This is a genomic window from uncultured Lutibacter sp., from assembly GCF_947493565.1.
Taxonomy (GTDB): domain Bacteria; phylum Bacteroidota; class Bacteroidia; order Flavobacteriales; family Flavobacteriaceae; genus Lutibacter; species Lutibacter aestuarii.
Genome location: NZ_CANLRG010000011.1, coordinates 39,983 through 59,733, shown reverse-complemented (window position 1 = coordinate 59,733; position 19,751 = coordinate 39,983). Strand labels below are relative to the sequence as shown.

19 protein-coding genes are annotated in these 19,751 nt (G+C 28.8%); 6 read left to right on the top strand and 13 right to left on the bottom strand.

The window, feature by feature from the left end; genetic code table 11:
* The 5 genes from Q0714_RS13115 to rplU form a co-directional block, all read right to left on the bottom strand.
* Entirely contained in the window at positions 1 to 558 is a 558-nt protein-coding gene (locus tag Q0714_RS13115; protein ID WP_298265793.1) for a YeeE/YedE thiosulfate transporter family protein, read from the bottom strand.
* A 72-nt stretch (positions 559 to 630) separates the two neighbouring features.
* The gene (locus Q0714_RS13110) at positions 631 to 1,266 is read right to left on the bottom strand and encodes a Crp/Fnr family transcriptional regulator (protein WP_298265791.1); all 636 of its coding nucleotides are present in this window, start codon (positions 1,264 to 1,266) and stop codon (positions 631 to 633) included.
* Positions 1,263 to 2,495 (bottom strand): glycosyltransferase N-terminal domain-containing protein, encoded by a 1,233-nt coding sequence (locus Q0714_RS13105; RefSeq protein WP_298265789.1) that lies wholly within the window; start codon positions 2,493 to 2,495, stop codon positions 1,263 to 1,265. The genes Q0714_RS13110 and Q0714_RS13105 overlap by 4 nt, the downstream gene beginning before the upstream one ends.
* Positions 2,496 to 2,580: 85 nt before the next feature.
* A complete protein-coding gene (gene rpmA, locus Q0714_RS13100) occupies positions 2,581 to 2,841 on the bottom strand; it encodes a 50S ribosomal protein L27 (protein ID WP_298265787.1) in 261 nt (86 codons plus the stop codon).
* A 27-nt stretch (positions 2,842 to 2,868) separates the two neighbouring features.
* A complete protein-coding gene (rplU, locus tag Q0714_RS13095; RefSeq protein ID WP_298265785.1) occupies positions 2,869 to 3,372 on the bottom strand; it encodes a 50S ribosomal protein L21 in 504 nt (167 codons plus the stop codon).
* A 329-nt stretch (positions 3,373 to 3,701) separates the two neighbouring features.
* Between rplU and Q0714_RS13090 the strand changes: the two genes are divergently transcribed.
* Together Q0714_RS13090 and Q0714_RS13085 are read left to right on the top strand one after the other, a co-directional pair.
* Positions 3,702 to 5,024, top strand: a complete 1,323-nt coding sequence (locus Q0714_RS13090; protein WP_298265782.1) for a pitrilysin family protein — start codon at positions 3,702 to 3,704, stop codon at positions 5,022 to 5,024.
* A 16-nt stretch (positions 5,025 to 5,040) separates the two neighbouring features.
* Positions 5,041 to 7,095 carry a pitrilysin family protein gene (locus Q0714_RS13085; RefSeq protein ID WP_298265780.1) on the top strand — a complete coding sequence of 685 codons (2,055 nt, stop codon included), beginning with the start codon at positions 5,041 to 5,043 and terminating at the stop codon, positions 7,093 to 7,095.
* A gap of 55 nt (positions 7,096 to 7,150) precedes the next feature.
* Here the strand turns inward: Q0714_RS13085 and Q0714_RS13080 are convergent, their stop codons facing one another.
* A complete protein-coding gene (locus tag Q0714_RS13080) occupies positions 7,151 to 8,023 on the bottom strand; it encodes a DMT family transporter (RefSeq protein WP_298265778.1) in 873 nt (290 codons plus the stop codon).
* A 91-nt stretch (positions 8,024 to 8,114) separates the two neighbouring features.
* On the opposite strand from Q0714_RS13080, the gene Q0714_RS13075 reads away from it, so the two are divergent.
* Positions 8,115 to 8,489 carry a heavy metal-associated domain-containing protein gene (locus Q0714_RS13075; protein ID WP_298265776.1) on the top strand — a complete coding sequence of 125 codons (375 nt, stop codon included), beginning with the start codon at positions 8,115 to 8,117 and terminating at the stop codon, positions 8,487 to 8,489.
* 62 nt (positions 8,490 to 8,551) lie between these two features.
* Entirely contained in the window at positions 8,552 to 8,830 is a 279-nt protein-coding gene (locus Q0714_RS13070) for a hypothetical protein (protein WP_298265774.1), read from the top strand.
* Between the two features lie 49 nt (positions 8,831 to 8,879).
* Here Q0714_RS13070 and Q0714_RS13065 read toward each other — a convergent pair whose 3' ends face one another.
* From Q0714_RS13065 to mutY, 5 genes are read right to left on the bottom strand one after another with little or no spacing between them, the layout of a single operon-like run.
* On the bottom strand, positions 8,880 to 9,935 hold the full coding sequence (locus Q0714_RS13065) for a COX15/CtaA family protein (protein ID WP_298265772.1): 1,056 nt from the start codon (positions 9,933 to 9,935) through the stop codon (positions 8,880 to 8,882).
* The gene (gene gldD / locus Q0714_RS13060; RefSeq protein ID WP_298265771.1) at positions 9,925 to 10,491 is read right to left on the bottom strand and encodes a gliding motility lipoprotein GldD; all 567 of its coding nucleotides are present in this window, start codon (positions 10,489 to 10,491) and stop codon (positions 9,925 to 9,927) included. Before gldD ends, Q0714_RS13065 begins: the two co-directional genes overlap by 11 nt.
* Positions 10,492 to 10,494: 3 nt before the next feature.
* On the bottom strand, positions 10,495 to 11,811 hold the full coding sequence (gldE, locus tag Q0714_RS13055) for a gliding motility-associated protein GldE (RefSeq protein ID WP_298265768.1): 1,317 nt from the start codon (positions 11,809 to 11,811) through the stop codon (positions 10,495 to 10,497).
* A 21-nt stretch (positions 11,812 to 11,832) separates the two neighbouring features.
* Positions 11,833 to 12,276, bottom strand: a complete 444-nt coding sequence (locus tag Q0714_RS13050; protein WP_298265766.1) for a single-stranded DNA-binding protein — start codon at positions 12,274 to 12,276, stop codon at positions 11,833 to 11,835.
* A 38-nt stretch (positions 12,277 to 12,314) separates the two neighbouring features.
* On the bottom strand, positions 12,315 to 13,355 hold the full coding sequence (gene mutY, locus Q0714_RS13045) for an A/G-specific adenine glycosylase (protein WP_298265764.1): 1,041 nt from the start codon (positions 13,353 to 13,355) through the stop codon (positions 12,315 to 12,317).
* Between the two features lie 132 nt (positions 13,356 to 13,487).
* On the opposite strand from mutY, the gene Q0714_RS13040 reads away from it, so the two are divergent.
* A complete protein-coding gene (locus Q0714_RS13040; protein ID WP_298265762.1) occupies positions 13,488 to 13,778 on the top strand; it encodes an HU family DNA-binding protein in 291 nt (96 codons plus the stop codon).
* Between the two features lie 272 nt (positions 13,779 to 14,050).
* The gene (locus tag Q0714_RS13035) at positions 14,051 to 15,601 is read left to right on the top strand and encodes a ribonuclease E/G (RefSeq protein WP_298265760.1); all 1,551 of its coding nucleotides are present in this window, start codon (positions 14,051 to 14,053) and stop codon (positions 15,599 to 15,601) included.
* A gap of 54 nt (positions 15,602 to 15,655) precedes the next feature.
* On the opposite strand, the gene Q0714_RS13030 is transcribed toward Q0714_RS13035, so the two are convergent.
* Positions 15,656 to 17,875 carry a patatin-like phospholipase family protein gene (locus Q0714_RS13030; RefSeq protein ID WP_298265758.1) on the bottom strand — a complete coding sequence of 740 codons (2,220 nt, stop codon included), beginning with the start codon at positions 17,873 to 17,875 and terminating at the stop codon, positions 15,656 to 15,658.
* Positions 17,872 to 19,671 carry an excinuclease ABC subunit UvrC gene (gene uvrC / locus Q0714_RS13025; protein WP_298265855.1) on the bottom strand — a complete coding sequence of 600 codons (1,800 nt, stop codon included), beginning with the start codon at positions 19,669 to 19,671 and terminating at the stop codon, positions 17,872 to 17,874. The genes Q0714_RS13030 and uvrC overlap by 4 nt, the downstream gene beginning before the upstream one ends.
* Between the last annotated feature and the right edge of the window lie 80 nt (positions 19,672 to 19,751).

The window sequence follows — 19,751 nt, the reverse complement described above, 5'->3', positions numbered from 1 at the left end:
TTAAAATATTAAAGGTAAAATTAACCATGTCATTATTAAACCACCAATAAAAAATCCAATCACTGAAATTAGAGAAGGAATTTCTAAATTGCTTAAACCTACAATAGCATGACCTGAGGTACATCCTCCTGCCCAACGTGCTCCAAATCCAACCATAAACCCTGCTACTATTAAAATAAAAAAACCTTTTAAAGAAAGCATAGTCTCAATACTAAAAATTTCATCGGGTAAATATGTTGCTCCAGCATTTTGAATTCCTATTTCAGATAAATCTTGAATGGTTTGCGGATTTAACTCAACAATCTGAGTAGGAGAAAACCAATGCGTTGCAATAAAACCTCCTGCTATAGCTCCTGCTATAAAAATTAAATTCCAAGTGTTTTGTTTCCAGTCAATTTTAAAATAATCTGTAAATCTTCCTGCGCCTGCTATAGAACAAAGTGTCTCTAAATTTGAAGACACTCCAAATCTTTTCCCAAAATAAAAAAGTAAAAATGTGATAGCTGCAATTATTGGACCTGCAACAAACCAGGGCCAAGGCTGTGATATAAATTCCATAATTTATTTAATTAGTTAGTGTTATAAAAGTATTTTATAAATTATGTTACTATGTAACATTAGTTACATAAATTAAAATTCTAAAATTTCAATTTTATTCCTTAGCAACTTAATTTTCCCTTCATTCTCAAGTTGTTTTAACAATCTTGAAACCACAACCCGAGAAGTGTGTAAATCGTACGCAATGTCTTGATGCGTAGTATTTAAAGATGTTTCTCTAAGTATTTGAGCTTTATCTGTTAAATATTTATATAAACGTTCATCCATTCTCATAAACGCTAGTGTATCGATAGTCTCCATCATTTCACTTAATCGAACATTATAGCTATCAATCACAAAATTTCTCCACGATTTGTACTTTACTAACCATTCATCTAATTTTTCTTTTGGAAGAAAAATAATTTCAGATTCTTTTTCTGCAATAGCTCTAATACCACATTTTCCATTTGAAATTGCACTCGCAAAAGAACTTGCACAAGTGTCTCCACGTTCTAAAAAATACAATAAAATTTCCTCCCCTTTTTTATCTTCTCTAACAATTTTAATAGCTCCTTCTAATAATAATGGAACACCTTTCATTTGATCACCTAAATCAACTAATAATTCATTTTCGCGAAGTTTTTTATACACGCCAATTTGCTCAATCTCATCTAATAACTCTTTTTCAAAAACAAATGAATAATAGCTCTCTAGTTTTTCTCTAATCATTGTAAGTAATTTAAAATTTTAGCCGTAGCCCCTGTTTTATTTTTAACATAATTAAGCGCATTTTTACCCGCTTGTTCTCTTTTAGTTTTTTGCTGAAAAAACTCGTTTAAAAGTACGGATAATTTTTGAGAATTATCTACTACAAAACATGCCTCATTTTTAATCAAATCTTTCGCTTCATTAAACTTGAAATAATTAGGCCCAATTACAATTGGAATCCCAAATGTTGCGGGCTCTAACACATTGTGAACACCTGATTTGGTAAACCCTCCACCAACATAAGCAACATTAGCATAGCTATATATTTTAGTTAGTATTCCAATAGTATCAACAATAAAAACCTGAAACTCTGCTATGTTTTGATGCTCTTTTTCAGAAAACATTACTACTTTTTTATGAATTGAAGCTTTTAATTCTTTAATTGCATCAGAATTAATATTGTGAGGTGCTATAATGAATTTTTCATTTTTGGAAGCTTTGGTATTGATATAGTTAACTAATAAATCTTCATCATCTTTCCAAGTACTTCCTGCAACAACTGTATAACTATTGTTAACAAATTCTTGTATAAATTGAAGGTGATTATTTTGTTGGGTAATTTCAAAAACGCGATCAAAACGAGTATCACCACTAACAGTTATATTATTAAAATTGATGCTTTTTAGCAATTGATTGGAGGTTTCATCTTGTACAAAAAAATGAGTAAATGCATTAAGGGCTTTTTTCAAATACCCTCCATACCATTTAAAAAAGAGTTGATTTTTTCTAAAAATACCAGATATCAAAAAAGTTTTAATCTTTCTCTTTTTAAGTTCATTTAAATAATTTGGCCAAAATTCATACTTTACAAAAAGCACCAATACTGGATTTAACATATCTAAAAATTTCTGAACATTTTTTTTGGAGTCCAATGGCAAATAACAAACAACATCAACCAACTCATAATTTTTACGAACTTCATAGCCTGAAGGCGAAAAAAATGTAAGTACAATTTTTTTTGATGGATGCAATTCTTTTAGTTTTTCAAGTATTGGACGTCCTTGTTCAAATTCGCCCAACGAGGCACAATGCATCCAAATAACTTTATCTTTTTCTGAAATTCCTTCTTTTATTTTTTTCCATGTTTCTTTTCTTCCATTAATAAAAAGAGCTATTTTTTGGTTAAATAGCGCTATTATTTTTAGAATAAAACTTACAATAAGTACAATAATATTATATAAAAAAGTCATAAACATACAAAGATATAAAATAAGCATAAAAAAACTCCCAAACTTATAAGTTTGGGAGTTTTAAATTTTTTATAAATCTTATTTATTAAGCCTCAATTGGATCAATAGAAACGTAAGATTTATTGTCTTTTCTTTTTTGGAATTGTACCACACCATCAACTTTTGCGTGTAATGTGTGATCTTTTCCCATATAAACGTTATCACCAGGATGGTGTTGAGTTCCTCTTTGGCGTACAATAATATTTCCTGCAATAGCTGCTTGCCCCCCAAATATTTTTACTCCTAATCGTTTCGATTCTGATTCTCTACCGTTCTTCGAACTACCTACTCCTTTTTTATGTGCCATGATGTTATGGTTTTAAAATTGTGATTCTTATTTAGTTAATGCCTCAATTAATTCAGCTTTCTTTAAAGAAGTATAACCTGTTAAACCTCTTTCTTTAGCTAAATCTTTTAATTCAGCAACCGTCATTGAATTTAAATCTACAGTAGTATCTGCTTTTGGAGCTTCAACTTTTTCAGCTTTTGGAGCTGCTTTTTTAGTAGTAGCTTTTTTTGTTGCACCACTAGCTGCAATACTTTCAATTTGAATTTCAGTTAAAGATTGGCGGTGACCATTCTTTTTTCTAAATCCTTTTCTACGTTTTTTCTTGAAAACGATTACTTTATCACCTTTTAAGTGACCTAAAATTTTAGCCTTTACTTCGGCTCCTTCTATAGCTGGGGCGCCAACTGTTACTGCTCCTTCATTATCTAAAAGAAGAACTTTGTCAAAAGAAACTTTCGCTCCTTCTTCTTCTTGTAAACGGTGCACGTATACTTTTTGGTCTTTTGCTACTTTAAACTGCTGCCCTGCTATTTCTACAATTGCGTACATAAGTTTTGTTTTTATTCGCTTTTTATTAATTAAACGCCTTTTTCAATTAAGGCGGGTGCAAATATATAGCTTTTTTCTTATTCAACAAAACTATTTTGTCCTATAAATACAACTCATTTATAGCAACTTATATAAGCTTTTATAATTTCATAATAGTATGTTAATATTAAAGACAAACTACAAAAACTTAAAAAATGTTTTTAACTTTGGTTCGTTATATTTTTGCTATGAATTTAACTTATTTCAAATATTTCATTTTAAATTGTAACAAGCACACCAAAGATGCGTCAAACACGCATTGATTAATTTAACCAAAATTATTAATAGCAATGAAAAAAATTTATTATTTAAGCACTTTAGCGCTACTTTTAAGTGTAAGTACTTTTGCTCAAAAAGTGGTATTTGAAGAATACGACTTAAGCAACGGCTTACATGTTATTTTACACCAAGATAACTCCGCCCCAGTAGTTACTACTTCAGTAATGTATCATGTAGGAGCAAAAGATGAAGTAAAAGGCAGAACAGGGTTTGCACATTTTTTTGAACATTTATTATTTGAAGGAACTAAAAACATTCCTAAAGGAGAATTTTTTAAAATCGTTTCTGCAAATGGGGGTAGAAACAATGCAAATACTACCCAAGACAGAACGTATTATTATGAAACTTTCCCATCAAACAATTTAGAATTAGGTTTGTGGTTAGAGTCTGAAAGAATGCTTCACCCTGTAATCAACCAAGATGGTGTTGACACTCAAAATGAAGTAATTAAAGAAGAAAAAAGAGCAAGAATAGACAATGCTCCTTATGGTAAAATAATTTATAGAACTGGCATCAATCAACATATTTTTGAAAAACATCCCTATAAAAACTCTGTTATTGGTAGTATGGAAGATTTAGATGCTGCCCAATTAAATGAGTTTATTGCTTTTCATAAAAAGTTTTACGCACCAAATAATGCCGTTTTAGTAGTGGCTGGAGATTTTGAAACTGAACCAACAAAAAAAATGATTGAAGATTATTTTGGTGATATTCCAACTGGTGATAAAGTTGAAAGAATAAATATTGTAGAACAACCTGTAGAAGCCAAAAAAGTAACTGAGTACGATTCTAACATACAAATACCAATTAAATTATTTATTTTCAGAACGCCTTCTAACAAAGATAAAGACGCTTATGTTTTAGATATGGTTTCTTCAATTTTAACTAGTGGAAAAAGTTCTAGAATGTATAAAAAATTAGTTGAAAACAAAAAAGCATTACAAGTTTTAGCTTTTAATGATTCTCAAGAAGATTATGGAACATACATTATGGGAGCATTGCCTTTAGGAGAAACTTCATTAGATGAAATTGCAAAAGAAATGGATGAAGAAATAACAAAACTTCAAACCGAATTAATTTCAGAAAAAGAATACCAAAAACTTCAAAACACTTTTGAAAACAGATTTGTAAACTCTAACTCTGGCGTTGAAAACATTGCCAATACCTTAGCTAGAAATTATATGCTTAAAGGCAATACCAATTTAATTAACGATGAAATTAATATTTTCAGATCTATTACTAGAGAAGATATTAAACGTGTTGCCAATAAATATTTAAACAAAAATCAACGCGTTGAAATGGATTACCTTAAAAAAGAAAGTGAACAACAATAAAAAGATGAAAAAACAAATGAAAACAAAAATAACAACTCTAATTGCTTTGTTTCTTCTTTCTTTAGGAGTAACAGCACAAATTGATAGAACAAAAGAACCTAAGGCTGGACCAGCTCCAAAAATTAACTTAGGAAAACCACAAACTTTTGAACTAAAAAATGGGTTAAAAGTATTAGTGGTTGAAAATCATAAATTACCAAAAGTAACTGCAAGTTTAATTTTAGACAATGGACCAATTTTTGAAGATGATAAAGCTGGTTTAACAAGCATTACAGGAGGAATGATGGGGAACGGAACTACAAACATTCCAAAAGATGCTTTTGTTGAAGAAGTAGATTTTTTAGGAGCTTCATTAAATGTAGGAAGCCAAAGTGCAAGTTTCAATACTTTATCTAAATATTTTCCTCGCATTTTAGAATTAATGGCTGACGCTATACAAAACCCTTTATTTACACAAGAAGAATTTGAAAAACAACAAGCACAATTAATTGAAGGCATAAAATCTGGCGAAAATAGTGTTGGTGAAATTGCAAGTAGAGTAGAAAATGCCTTGGTTTATGGAAAAAATCACCCATATGGAGAGTTTGCTACAGAAGAAACAGCAAAAAACATTACTATTGATGAAGTTAAAAATTTTTACAAAACGTATTTTAAACCATCTAATGGATACCTAGTAATTATTGGTGATATAGATTTTAAAGAAGTTAAAAAATTAGTGAAGAAAAATTTTGGGAAATGGGAAAAAGGAGAAATTCCAGCATACACAATTCCTGAGGTTAAAAATGTTCTTAGCACTGAAATAAACTTTGTAAATATGCCTAATGCAGTACAATCGAGTATTGCTGTAGTTAACACCATAGATTTAAAAATGAGTAACCCAGATTACTTTCCACTTTTATTAGCTAACAAAATTTTTGGTGGCGGAGGTGAAGGTCGTCTTTTCTTAAATTTACGAGAAGACAAAGGTTACACTTATGGCGCTTATTCAAACATAGGAAGTAACGAAAGAACTGCTTCTAAATTTAAATCTTCTGCAACTGTTAGAAACATGGTAACAGATAGCTCAGTAGTTGAATTTATTTCAGAAATTAAAAAATTTAGAACTACAAAGGTAACTGATGAAGAACTTAAAAATGCAAAAGCTGCATATATTGGTAATTTTGTAATGGCATTAGAAAGAACTTCTACTGTAGCTAATTACGCTTTAAATATTGCTACAAAAAATTTATCAGACGATTTTTATGAAACCTACTTACAAAAAATCAATGCTGTAACTACCGATGATATTCAACGTGTTGCTCAAAAATATTTTAGTGCTGATAATGCAAGAATTGTTATTGTAGGAAAAGCTTTAGATGTATTACCAAATTTGGAAAAACTACCTTACAAAATTAATTATTTTGACAAAGAAGCCAATTCAACTGAAAAACCAGAAATGAAAAAAGCAATTCCAGCGAGGGTTACCAAAGAAACAGTAATTAATGCTTATTTTAAAGCTATTGGTGGAGTAGATAAAATAAAAGCATTGGAAAGTACTTTAGTAAGTTATGAAGCATCTGCTATGGGGAGCACTATTATCACAACCGAAAAAAGAACTGCAACGCATTATGCAAATGAAACTAGCATGGGAGGAAATGTAATGGCTAAAGTTGTAATGACAAAGGATGGTGTTTTTATGAATAAACAGCCTTTACCTGCAAATATGGCTTCAGAAATGACCAATACTTTAGGAACGTTTTTAGAAATGGGACTACTTGCAAATGAAAATTCTAAATTAACAGGTATTGAACCAGTTGACGGAAAAGACGCTTATGTTATTTCTACAAAAGGTGAAATTGTGTCTACTGCAATATATTTTGATATAGTATCTGGTTTAAAAGTAAAAGAAGTACAAACTGTAAGTATGGGAGGAAGAACTCAAAACCAAGAAGCTACTTTTAGTAATTATAAAGAATTTGATGGTGTTAAATTTCCTGCAACAAAAAAAGGAAGCTTAGGCCCTCAAACAGTTGAATTTAACTTAATTGATGCTAAAGTAAACGAAGGTGTTACCGAAAGTGATTTTCAATAATTAATTGACTATACCTAGTATAAATGTTAAAAACGTCTCAAATCTGAGGCGTTTTTTATTTAGATTTATTCACCAAATACACTCCTAACAAAATTATAAATGCAGAGAAAAATTGAATTGCTGATATTTTCTCTCCGTCCAAAATTCCCCAAGTTATAGCAACTATTGGAATTAAATACGTAACCGAAGATGAAAAAATTGGAGTTGATATTTGAATTAATTTATTAAACATAATCTTTGCCAAACCAGTTCCAATAACAGCTAATATTGTTATGTAAGAAACCGCTGTTATACTTTTACTACTTATTTCAAAAGTGGTAAAAAAATTGGTAAACCATAAAACAATTAATGTGGGAATTACTAATAAAAAGAAATTTGCAACAGTAATGCTAATGGCATCTAATTCATATAAATACTTTTTTAAAATGTTGACATTAAAAGCATAACCTACAGATGAGATCAACACAAATCCAGCATAAAAATAATCTTGATTAGGGTTAATTTCTGCTCCCTTTAAAATTAACAACACAGTTCCTATTAAACCAATTAAAACCCCAATTAATTGCCTTTTTCTAAAGCTAAAACCAAACACTATTGCTCCTAATATTAATGTAAATAAAGGAGTTAAACTATTTAAAATTGAAGCTATAGAGCTATCTATTTTTTGAATTGCATAAGCAAATAAAAATGCAGGAAAAAAAGTTCCTAAAAAACCATTTAAAGTTAGGTAATACCAATGTCTTTTTTGAATTTTAAAAATTTTTCGATGCCAAATTAGTAATAGAAAAAAAGCCGTTATTAATATTCTTAATGCACCTACTTGAATTGGAGTTAAACCAATTAAAGCTTTTTTCATTAATATAAATGAGCTTCCCCAAATTATGGAAAGTATTAATAAATAAACCCAACGTAAGTCTTTATTTTTCATCGCTGTTAATAAAATGCAAAATTCGGATAAAAATTCGGAATTAAAATTATTAGTGTTTATTTTTGTTCAAATATTTAAAATATAACATTTTATGAAAAAATTAATAGTTATTCTATTTGTTGTTTTTACTTTTTCTTGTAATGAAACCAAAAAAGAAACTACAACTAATGAAGTTAATATTGAAAAACCTGAAGTTGCTGCTAATTATAAAAGTATAGTAGTAGATATTGAAGGAATGACCTGTGAAATTGGCTGTGCTAAAACCATTGAATCTAAATTATCTAAGTTTGAAGGTGTTACGTATTCTAAAGTTAATTTTGAAACTAAAAAAGGGCAATTTACTTTTGATGCTAATAAAACTGACAAGGAAGCAATTGTTGCTAAAATAACTGGAATTGCAGGAGGTGATTTATATTCTGTAACAAAAACACAAGAATTAAACGAAGTTTTAAAAAATACTAAATAAATTCTTTCACATTTAAAAATATTTTGTCGTTACTTTGCAAGAATATTAAAAATCAATCTAAAATGAAACAAATTAAATTTTTATTAGCAATTGCATTAGTAAGCATTATTGCTATTTCTTGTAAAGAAACTGAGAAAAAAGAAGTTAAAGAAGCTGTTGAAACTGAAGTGGAAGCTGCAAAAGACTCTATGGAAGAAGTTAAAGAAGAAGTTGAAGTTACAGTTGATAGCTTAAAAACTACAGTTAAAGAAACTATTGAAGAAGTTAAAGAAGGTGCAGAAGAAGTTAAAAAAGATGTAGAAGAAGGTGTTGAAGCTGTTAAAAAAACAGTAAAACAATAATTCTTTTCTTTAAAATATTTAAAACTCCGATACTAGTATCGGAGTTTTTTTATGCTTGTTTATTTCTTAAAGAATAGTTTAAAAATAATAAGCTCATAAAAAATAACAGTCCTACTAACTGATGACTTGTGCCTAAAAACAAAGGAATTTTTCCTGCTACATTTAATACGGTTAAAATACCCAATACTATTTGTAAAACTACAAGCAACATAGAAAAGTTAAGCCATTTTCTTTTATTAATTTCAATTTTTGATTTTAATGAGATAAACATATAAACGGTTAATCCTAAAAGTAGATACGCTAACATTCTATGAGTAAATTGGACAAATGCTGGCGCAAACAAATAGGCATCATAATTAATCATATTTCCCCAAGTCCAATGTTCTGCATCTTTTAAAACTGAAGGAATAAATTCACCATTCATATCAGGCCAACTTGGATAATAAAGACCTGCTTTCATACCTGACATTAGTCCTGCAAATATCATTTGAACAAACGTTACAGCAATAACTATAGTGACTATTTTTGAGGAAGATTCTTTATTTTCACTTTCAAACAAATAAACATCTGCAACGGTTCTAACCATTGCAGTTATAACTAATAAAGCTAAAATAAAATGGATAGTTAGTTTATAGGCATTAACCCAAGGTCTGTCAACCAAACCGCTTTTTACCATAATCCAACCGGCAGAGGCTGTTATTATAGTTAATAAAACAACTAATCCCAATCGTTTAATTAAATACGAGTCAATTTGTTTTTTTAATACAAAAATTATAAATGGAATTAAAAAAATAAAGCCTAAAGCTCTCACCCACAATCTATGAAAAAATTCCCAGAAATAAATAAATTTAAATTCTTGAAGCGTAAATGTAGAATTTATTTTATGAAATTGTGGCGTTTGTTTATAGAGGTTAAATTCATAAAGCCATTGTTCAGCATTTAAAGGGGGTATTACACCCGTAATAATATCCCAACGAGTTATTGAAAGCCCTGACCCAGTTAAACGCGTAATTCCTCCAATTACAACTTGACCAATTAACATTAGTAGGCCTACTAATAACCAAAATCTTATGGTTTTTGTGTATTTGTATTTTTTAGTTGTCATTTTTCCACTCTATAGTTTCAATTAAATGTATAATGTCCTTTTCAATATACTTTATAGCTGGTACAATTGAATCGTAATTTGGTTTGGCATAAAAGTAAAGTGAGCCCGCTAATACATGCTTTACACTATCTGTTGCCATAAACTGAAGGTTTGAAGCTACATTACCTTCTACATTGTAAAGTTTTGCAAATACTTTCTTTTTATAATTTTCATAAGGTAAAGCGCTAGGAATTGCATCTGCTTTAATTGTATGCTCGTAAGTTAACTTTTCTACTTCTTTTAATATTTCATTTAAATTATTATTAACAGATCTATAAGTTATATGTATTGTTGCTTTTAATTTTGGATATTCAATTTTAGCCCAACAATTATTTTGAAAGTTGATATTTGCATTTATGGAATATTCAAAATTATACAAACAGTTAGATGCCGTTTTAACATATGTAGAAGAAGGGTATTTTAAAGTTAGATAGGGCTTTTTTTTTGGTAAAGGTTCACTACCACAAGCAACAATAAGCAAAGTTATAACCCCTAATATACCTACTTTTTTTAACATAAATTATGCTTTCCTCTTAATTGTAACTTTAACTTGTTTAATTCTTTTTTTATCTTTAGATACTATGGTAAACGAAAAGTTATTGAAAGTTATTACTTCACTTTTTTTAGGGAATTTTCCATGAACTTCTAAAATAAATCCTGCTATTGTTTCAGATTCACCTTTACTTTTATCAAATGTATCCGTATTTTCAATTTCAAGAATTTTATAAAAATCCTTTAAATTCGTTTTTCCATCAAATAAATAATTATTAGTATCTAATTTTGAATACAAAATATCGTCATCATCAAACTCATCGTTAATATCTCCAACAATTTCTTCAATAACATCTTCTAAAGTTACAATTCCGCTTGTTCCTCCGTATTCATCAACTACAATTGCTAAATGGTTTTTCATTTCCTGAAATTCACTTAACAAATCGTCTAATTTTTTATTTTCTGGAACAAAATAAGGTTCTCTAATAATTTTTTGCCAATTAAAATCTGTTTTATTCAAGTGTGGTAGTAAATCTTTGGCATACAATACACCTATAATCTCATCTACATTTTCATCGTAAACTGGATTTCGAGAAAAGCCTTTTTCTACAATTTTAGCAATAACTTCTTGATACGACTCTTTTAAAGAAAGTGCAAAAATATCGATACGAGGAGTCATTATTTGTCCAGTTTCTGTATTTCCAAAACTAACTATACCCTTTAAAATTTTTTGTTCTTCTTTTGTTGTTGCCTCATTTGAGGTTAGTTCAAGTGCTTGAGATAATTTTTCAACAGATAAACTCGATTGTTTTTTTCCTAGTTTTTTTTCAATTGTATTTGTTAAACTCATTAAAGGAACACTGGCAAATGAAAGTAAAATATTTAATATTTTAATAGGTAACGACATAAACCCTGCTAGTTTTATAGAGTTTCTGCTAGCATATACTTTTGGTAAAACCTCGCCAAATAGCAATATTAAAAATGTAACTAAAACAACTTCTATTAAAAACTTTAATAAAAGTGGCTCTAGTTGAGCAAATACAATTTCTCCAATGTATGCGAATATCAAAACAATTAGAATATTAATAAAATTATTAGCTATTAATATGGTGGCTAAAAGTTTTTTTGGATTTTGTAAGAGTTCAACTACTCTTTGTTCTTTTCTAATAGGTGATTCTGCCGCTTTATTCAATTCAGGTATTGATAATGAGAAAAAAGCAACTTCTGCTCCAGAAATTAGAGCTGAAAAGGACAGTAATAAAAATAGTACAATTATGCTTAAATGAAACCAATAATTAACAGTTTCAGTTAATAAAATAAATAAAATCGTGGGTTCAGGATCCAATTAATTTCAATTTAGTTAAACTTAAAATGGTAAATCATCATCTTCAACTGTTGTTGTTGAAGTATCATTTTTTTCAGGTAAAACCTGTTTTGAAGCAGTATTTTGTTGTGTTGGACTACTTAATTCATTTTTAGTTGTTAAAAATGTCATATCCACCACATGAATTTCTGTAGTATATCTTTTAGTTCCATCTTCACCTTCCCATTGACGCGTTTTAATACGACCTTCGCAATATACTTTATCTCCTTTACTTAAGTACTTTTCACAAATTTCGGCCAATTTATTTCTCACTACAATATTATGCCACTCTGTAGTAGTAACTTTTTCTCCTGTTTGTTTATTTGTATAGGTTTCATTTGTAGCTAAAGGAAAACGACCAATAGCATTACCACCTTCAAAATAATGCATCTTTACTTCATCACCAAGATGTCCAATTAGTATTACTTTGTTTATAGTTCCTGCCATGTTATTGGTTTTTATTTTAAGTCAAAAGTACTAAAAATTTAGTTGTTATTAAACTGGTTTAAAAAATTATCTATCAGTTTTGGAACTGGAAGCTTTTCTACCTCATTCCAATCTAAAACAGCCATTTTTAAACTTGTTGTTTTAACTATCCAAAACTTAGCATAAATATGTTGATGTGACAATTTATGAACAATAGGCTCATTATTAAAAAGCTTAACAGACACTTTGGTTGTTGTAAAAATTTCTGAAAATTTTTGGTGTGCTATAAATTGTTGCTCATTAATTATTTTAGAAGTTTCTATTAAAGGAAATTGATACATATTTAACCAAATTCCCTCTTCTCTCTTTTCAAGAAAGGTTTTATTATTTATTGTTTGAATAACAATATAATTGAAGTACTTTTTTTTAATCTTTATTTTTTTCTCTTTTACAGGTAAGTTTTTAATTAATTTTTTTTCAAAAGCCACACAACTTTCATTTAAAGGGCAAGATGAGCAAAATGGATTTTGAGGCTTACACAAACGAGCTCCAAATTCCATAACAGCTTGATTATGGGTTCCTGGATCGTTAACCGAAATTAGCTCCTGTGCTACACTTTTAAATTCTTTAATTCCTTTTGTTGAATTAATTGGTGTGTCTATCCCAAAATACCTAGCAAGTACACGATAAACATTTCCATCAACCACAGCAGTTGTTTCATTAAAACATATAGAGGCAATAGCAGACGCTGTATAATCGCCTACACCTTTAAGTTTTATTAATTCGTTATACGTTGAAGGGAAAACCCCATTAAGAGTATAATATACATACTTCGCAGAAACATGTAAATTTCTAGCTCTAGAATAATAACCTAATCCTTGCCATAATTTTAACACTTGCTCTTCACTAGCTAAAGCCAAATCTTTTACCGTTGGAAAATGTTCAAGAAACTTATAATAATAGGCCATTCCTTGATCAACTCGAGTTTGTTGTAGAATAATTTCAGACAACCAAATTGCGTAAGGATTTTTAGTTGAACGCCACGGCAAATCTCTTTTATTATATAAATACCACTGTATTAGCTTATTAGAAAACGTCATTCTTTTTATTTGAAAACACAATATTACATGATTTAATCGATTAAATTTTAATGAATTAACTTTTTGATTTTGATTAATATATCCTATATTTGCCGTCTTAATTTTATAATAACATATTTAACTATAATAAAAATGACGAAAGCAGAAATCGTATCGAATATTTCGGATAAATCTGGAATAGAAAAAGCAGATGTTTTAGCAACTGTTGAAGCGTTTATGGAAGAGGTAAAAGATTCTTTAGAAAAAGGAGATAATGTTTATTTAAGAGGTTTTGGAAGTTTTATCATTAAAACTAGAGCTGAAAAAACTGGAAGAAACATTTCAAAAAATACAACAATTAAAATACCAGCTCACAACATACCTGCATTTAAACCAGCAAAAGTTTTTGTTGAAGGTGTAAAAAGTAAGGTAATTGTTGAGTAAGGTAACAAACAATTTATTAACATAAATAACATTTTATTATGCCAAGTGGTAAAAAAAGAAAAAGAGCTAAAATCTCTACGCACAAACGTAAAAAAAGAGCTAGAGCTAATAGACATAAAAAGAAAAAGTAAGCTGAGCTTACTTTTTCTTTAAATTTTAAAAGTTCATTGAAATAAATATTTGCTTATACGCAAATATTGTTGGGTATTTTCCTGTACAAACTTATTATAAATAGTTCAAATTTAAATATTTGAACATAAAACCAATACAGAGTGAAAACAGAATTAATTATAAGATCAACCTCCTCTGATATTGATTTTGCCTTATTAAAAGATGGTAGATTAACTGCCTTAAATAATGAAACAACGGGTAACAAATTCTCCGTTGGAGATATTTTTTTAGCAAAAATTGGAAAAGTACTATCTGGATTAAACGCCTCATTTGTTAATGTAGGTTACGAAAAAGATGGTTTTTTACATTATCATGATTTAGGAGCACAATTAAAATCTTTAAATAAATTTATAAAAGGTGTTAGCACAGGTAAAATTAAAGATTACACTTTAAAAAACTTTCAACTAGAAAAAGACATTGATAAAAATGGAAGTATAGTTGATACCTTAAAATCAGGTCAAAATTTATTAGTACAAATTGTAAAAGAGCCTATTTCTACCAAAGGACCTCGTATGAGTTCTGAAATTTCAATTGCTGGTAGATATTTAGTTTTAGTTCCTTTTTCTGATCGTGTTTCCGTATCACAAAAAATAATGGATCCTGAAGAAAAAGAACGATTAAAAAGACTAATTAAAAGCATTAAACCTAAAGGTTTTGGAGTTATTGTAAGAACTGTTGCTGAAAACAAAAAAGTGGCAGATTTAGATAAAGATTTACAAAATTCTTTAGAAAGATGGGTAGTTATGTGTAAAAAAATACGAAGCGTAAAAACACAACAAACACCCGTAAAAGTACTAAGTGAATTAAACAGAGCATCCTCAATTCTACGAGATCTGTTTAACGATTCTTTTACAAGTATTGTTACCAATGACGAAACCCTGTTTTTAGAAATTAAAGAATACTTACAAGAAATAGCTCCTAACAAAGAGGCTATTGTAAGTTTATATAACTCAAAGCTTCCAATTTTTGAAAAGTATGGAATTGAACGTCAAATAAAAACATCATTTGGCAAAACAGTTTCTATGAGTAAAGGAGCTTATTTAGTAATTGAACATACTGAAGCATTACACGTAATAGATGTAAACAGCGGAAACCGTTCAAACAAGGCTACTTCTCAAGCAGATACAGCTTTGGAAGTTAATTTAATTGCAGCATCAGAAATTGCTCGCCAATTACAATTAAGAGATATGGGAGGAATTATAGTTGTTGATTTTATTGATATGCATACAGCTGAACATAGACAAAAACTCTATGATCATTTAAAAGCTGAAATGGCATTTGATAGAACAAAACACAAAATATTACCACCAAGTAAATTTGGACTAGTTCAAATAACAAGACAAAGAGTACGACCAGAATTGGTTATAAAAACACAAGAATCCAATCCAAGTGGTAAAGGTGAAGTAGAAGCTCCAATTGTTTTGTTAGATAAAATTGAAATTGGGCTTGATAAAATTATTTCTTCAAAAAAGCATCAAAAGATACTATTAAATGTACATCCTTTTATTGCTGCATATCTAAAACAAGGAATACCATCTATACAACAAAGATGGTTTATGAAATATAAAAAGTGGATCAAAATTTTACCTAGAGATGCTTACCAATATTTAAAATACAATTTCACTAATAATAATGGTGAAATTATTGAATAAGGCATTCACAATATCAAAAAAGTCCTGCTATAAACGCAGGACTTTTTTTACAAGTTAAAACCAAAACCCAACATTAAAATACCAATATTTTTCATTATGGTCTGGTGACCAAGCATAATTTATTTCTACAGGGCCTATAAAAGTATCCAAACCATAACCTACCATATATCCAGATTTTGTATTCTCAAAAATTCTTCCTTCATTAAAAATATCTTTTTCAACTCTGGCATAATTTGCAGTTGTTGATAAATAATTTTTTGGTAAAAATTCATACCTAAAAGTCATACTTGATTTTAAAAATGAATTTTCATTTAATTGAGCCAAATCGTACCCATAAAAAGGAATGAAATTATTTATATAATTTTCACCATAACCTCCTAAATTATAGTCTAGAGCTCTATTCCCATTGCTTCCAATTGTGATACCTGCTTCAGATTGAAAATGGGCAGTTAATTTATTAAAAAATGTATGTGCCAAACCAATTTTTCCTTTTAATTGAAAAAAGGAGGAAAAATCATTATTATAATCCGAAGAACTTCCATACCATTTAAATTCAGTATTTAAATATGCTCCTTTCTTTTGAAAATAATTTTTGTTATACGTATCTATTTTTAAATAAGAGAATAGGTTAAAATAATTTGATCTGTCAAAATACAATCTCCCTTTATTTTCAGCAAAAATATTATTTTCTAGTGATGTTATTGTTTCAGTAAATGCTTTTATTCTTTTATACTCTCCTCCAATTCCAATAGCAAATTTTCTACTAAATACGGTTTGAAAATATAACTGATTTGTAAAATCTTCATATACTAAATTAATTTTATTAACATTGGCTTCATCAAATTTTACATTTGAATTAAAGCTACTATATCTAGATTTCAGCCCAAAACTGGTATAAAAACCATTGTCTACAAAATAATCGAAATTATAACGCACATTATCTCCCAAAATTAAATCTGCTGAAACAACGTCATTCTTATAAAAAATATGTTTGGCTGTTGAATTAAGAATAATTCCTGTTTTGTATAAATCATCAAAATGCACTCCTAATTTTAAAAAATTTGAGATTCTATTTTCTTTAACTTTAAATTTTACAATACTACCATGGTCACCATCAACAATTCTATATTGAATATTTTCAAAATTTCCTGTTGAAGTTAAATTATTAATACTTTCAATTAATTTTTTATAACTAGTTGTATCTCTTTTTCTTAAATTAAGTTTTCCTAAAATATAAGCTCTTGTATAGTTTTTATTTCCTTCAATTTCAATTTTTTCTATATGTAATTGTTGGATTTGTTTTGTATTTACTTTTTGAGTTTGAGCGCTTAACTGACTTTTACTAATATCTAAAAATTCACTATATTTTTCACGAGCCGTTCTTTCACCTTCCTCCATAATTTCGTTCACTTTATCAAATGAAACTACATTATACTCTTCCATATTAGGTTTAATAATTAAATCCACTTTTTTATGTTTTGAATTTAAGGTATTGTACATTTGAAAGCCTACAATTTGATTTAAAATTTTGACTGCAGAATCCAGCTCATTTTTAGAGTTTAAACCGCTTTGAATATCTACTCCAATAATAATATCTGCACCCATATCAATTACTTCATCAACTGGAAAATTGTTTACAATTCCTCCATCTGTCAATAATTTTCCATCGATTTCTACTGGTGTTAGTAAGGTTGGAAATGAGCCACTGGCTCTAACTGCTTCTGGTAAAAATCCAGATTTAAGTATTTCTTGATTTCCAGTTTCTAGGTTAGTAGCTATGCATAAAAAAGGTATTGGTAATTTACTAAAATCATTAATATTATTTACATGTTGTGTTAATTGAGTTAATAAGTTTAAAACATTTTGCCCTCCTGTTAAGGCTCTTGGAATGCCTATTTTTTTATTTATAATAGGTAATGTAAGGGCGTATTTTTCGCCAATCTCTTTTTCATAAAAAGGTTTTGATTTTCGAGGTAAATCATCAGAGAGTATTTTTTCAAAATCAATACTTCTTATGATAGAATCAAGTTGTGTAGCATTGTAACCCGAGGCATATAAGGCTCCAATAATAGCTCCCATGCTTGTTCCTCCAATATAATCTACTCTCACCCCAGCTTCTTCTAGCACTTTTAGGACAGAAACATGGGCAAATCCTTTGGCTCCACCCCCACTTAGTACTAGTCCAACTTTAACATCTTTCTTCTGTTTGGAAATTTCTTGTGAAAAACCAACAGAAACAATTAAAAGAAAAGTTAAAATTATTATTTTTTTCACTTTGATTGTTTTTGTTTATAATATGTGATTATTTTTTCTGCTTTAGCTTTTCCTATAATGCTTTCCAACTCTTCAAAAGAAGCTAAACTAACTCTTTTTACAGATCTAAAATGTCTTAATAAAGATACAACTGTTTGTTTACCAATACCAGTAATATTTTCTAATTCATTAGTTATTGCACTTTTGCTTCTTTTATTTCTATGATGGGTAATTCCAAACCTATGGGCTTCATTTCTTAATTGCTGAATTATTTTTAAACTTTCCGACTTTTTATCTAAATACAACGGAATTGGATCTTCCGGATAATAGATTTCTTCTAACCGTTTAGCAATACCAATGATTGCAATTTTATTTCTTAGCCCCAAAATATCTAAACTTTTTAATGCAGAAGACAATTGTCCTTTGCCTCCATCAATTACAATTAATTGTGGCAGTTTTTCACCTTCATCTTGCAAACGTTTGTAACGTCTAAAAACTACTTCTTCCATAGATGCAAAATCGTCTGGACCATCTACTGTTTTAATATTAAAATGTCGATATTCATTTTTACTTGGTTTTCCATCTTTGAAAACTACACAAGCCGCAACTGGGTTGGTACCTTGTATGTTAGAATTATCAAAACATTCTATATGGCGTGGTTCTTCACTTAAACGCAGATCTTTTTTCATTTGCGCCATTAAACGATTCACATGTCTATCCGGATCCACAATTTTAATTTGTTTAAAACGCTCTTGCCTATAATATTTTGCATTTCTTAAACTCAACTCTACAATTCGCTTTTTATCTCCAAGTTTAGGGATGGTTACTTTTATGTTTTCGCCTAAATCTACTTTAAATGGCACGTAAATTTCTACTGATTGAGAGTTAAAACGCTGTCTAATTTCAAAAATTGCTAATTCTAATAATTCCTTATCTGTTTCGTTTAATTTTTTCTTTATTTCTGTAGTATGTGATTGAATAATAGCTCCGTTTGAAATTTTGAAAAAATTTACATAGCTATAACTTTCATCTGAAACAATAGAGAAAACATCAACATTAGTTATTGAAGGATTAACTACTGTTGATTTTGCTTGATAATTAGCTAATAAGTCAATTTTTTCTTTAATTTTTTGAGCTTCTTCAAATTCCATTTCTGCTGCAAAATGTAACATCAAATCTTGAAAAGATTTTAAAGAATCTTTAAAGTTTCCTTTAATTATATTTCTAATAGCAACAATATCGTTGTTATAATTTTCTTCCGTTTGGTAACCTTCACAAGGCCCTTTACAGTTACCAATATGATAATCTAAACACACTTTATACTTTTGATCTTGTATATTTTTTTCACTCAAATCAAAATTACAAGACCTCAAATGGTACAATTCTTTAATTAAATCTAATAAAGCCTTTGCAGTTCTTACTGAAGTATAAGGACCGTAATATTCTGAACCATCTTTAATAACATTTCGCGTTAAAAAAACTCTAGGAAAACGCTCTTTTTTAATGCAAATCCAAGGGTAGGTTTTATCATCCTTCAACATTACATTGTAACGAGGTTGGTATTTTTTTATTAAATTGTTTTCTAATAATAATGCATCTGTTTCAGTATTAACAACAATATGTTTGATATCGGCAATTTTTTTTACCAATACTTTTGTTTTTCCGTACTCGTGATTTTTTGTAAAATAAGAAGCAACTCTTTTTTTTAAATTTTTAGCTTTTCCTATATATAAAATTGTGCCATTCTTATCATAATACTGATAAACACCTGGTTGATTTGGTAATGTTTTTATGAGAATATCTAAATCCAAAAATATGTGTAATTTGAAATTTAAAAATACTATTTTTTATTGAAATTAATTTTTATTTAAAAGCTTAAATTGAAAAAGCTTTTACT

Bases quoted from the DNA above. Each gene is read 5' to 3' on its own strand.
- Q0714_RS13115 (WP_298265793.1), bottom strand. From the start codon at position 558: ATGGAATTTATATCACAGCCTTGGCCCTGGTTTGTTGCAGGTCCAATA.
- Q0714_RS13110 (WP_298265791.1), bottom strand. From the start codon at position 1,266: ATGATTAGAGAAAAACTAGAGAGCTATTATTCATTTGTTTTTGAAAAA.
- Q0714_RS13105 (WP_298265789.1), bottom strand. From the start codon at position 2,495: ATGACTTTTTTATATAATATTATTGTACTTATTGTAAGTTTTATTCTA.
- rpmA (WP_298265787.1), bottom strand. From the start codon at position 2,841: ATGGCACATAAAAAAGGAGTAGGTAGTTCGAAGAACGGTAGAGAATCA.
- rplU (WP_298265785.1), bottom strand. From the start codon at position 3,372: ATGTACGCAATTGTAGAAATAGCAGGGCAGCAGTTTAAAGTAGCAAAA.
- Q0714_RS13090 (WP_298265782.1), top strand. From the start codon at position 3,702: ATGAAAAAAATTTATTATTTAAGCACTTTAGCGCTACTTTTAAGTGTA.
- Q0714_RS13085 (WP_298265780.1), top strand. From the start codon at position 5,041: ATGAAAACAAAAATAACAACTCTAATTGCTTTGTTTCTTCTTTCTTTA.
- Q0714_RS13080 (WP_298265778.1), bottom strand. From the start codon at position 8,023: ATGAAAAATAAAGACTTACGTTGGGTTTATTTATTAATACTTTCCATA.
- Q0714_RS13075 (WP_298265776.1), top strand. From the start codon at position 8,115: ATGAAAAAATTAATAGTTATTCTATTTGTTGTTTTTACTTTTTCTTGT.
- Q0714_RS13070 (WP_298265774.1), top strand. From the start codon at position 8,552: ATGAAACAAATTAAATTTTTATTAGCAATTGCATTAGTAAGCATTATT.
- Q0714_RS13065 (WP_298265772.1), bottom strand. From the start codon at position 9,935: ATGACAACTAAAAAATACAAATACACAAAAACCATAAGATTTTGGTTA.
- gldD (WP_298265771.1), bottom strand. From the start codon at position 10,491: ATGTTAAAAAAAGTAGGTATATTAGGGGTTATAACTTTGCTTATTGTT.
- Q0714_RS13050 (WP_298265766.1), bottom strand. From the start codon at position 12,276: ATGGCAGGAACTATAAACAAAGTAATACTAATTGGACATCTTGGTGAT.
- mutY (WP_298265764.1), bottom strand. From the start codon at position 13,355: ATGACGTTTTCTAATAAGCTAATACAGTGGTATTTATATAATAAAAGA.
- Q0714_RS13040 (WP_298265762.1), top strand. From the start codon at position 13,488: ATGACGAAAGCAGAAATCGTATCGAATATTTCGGATAAATCTGGAATA.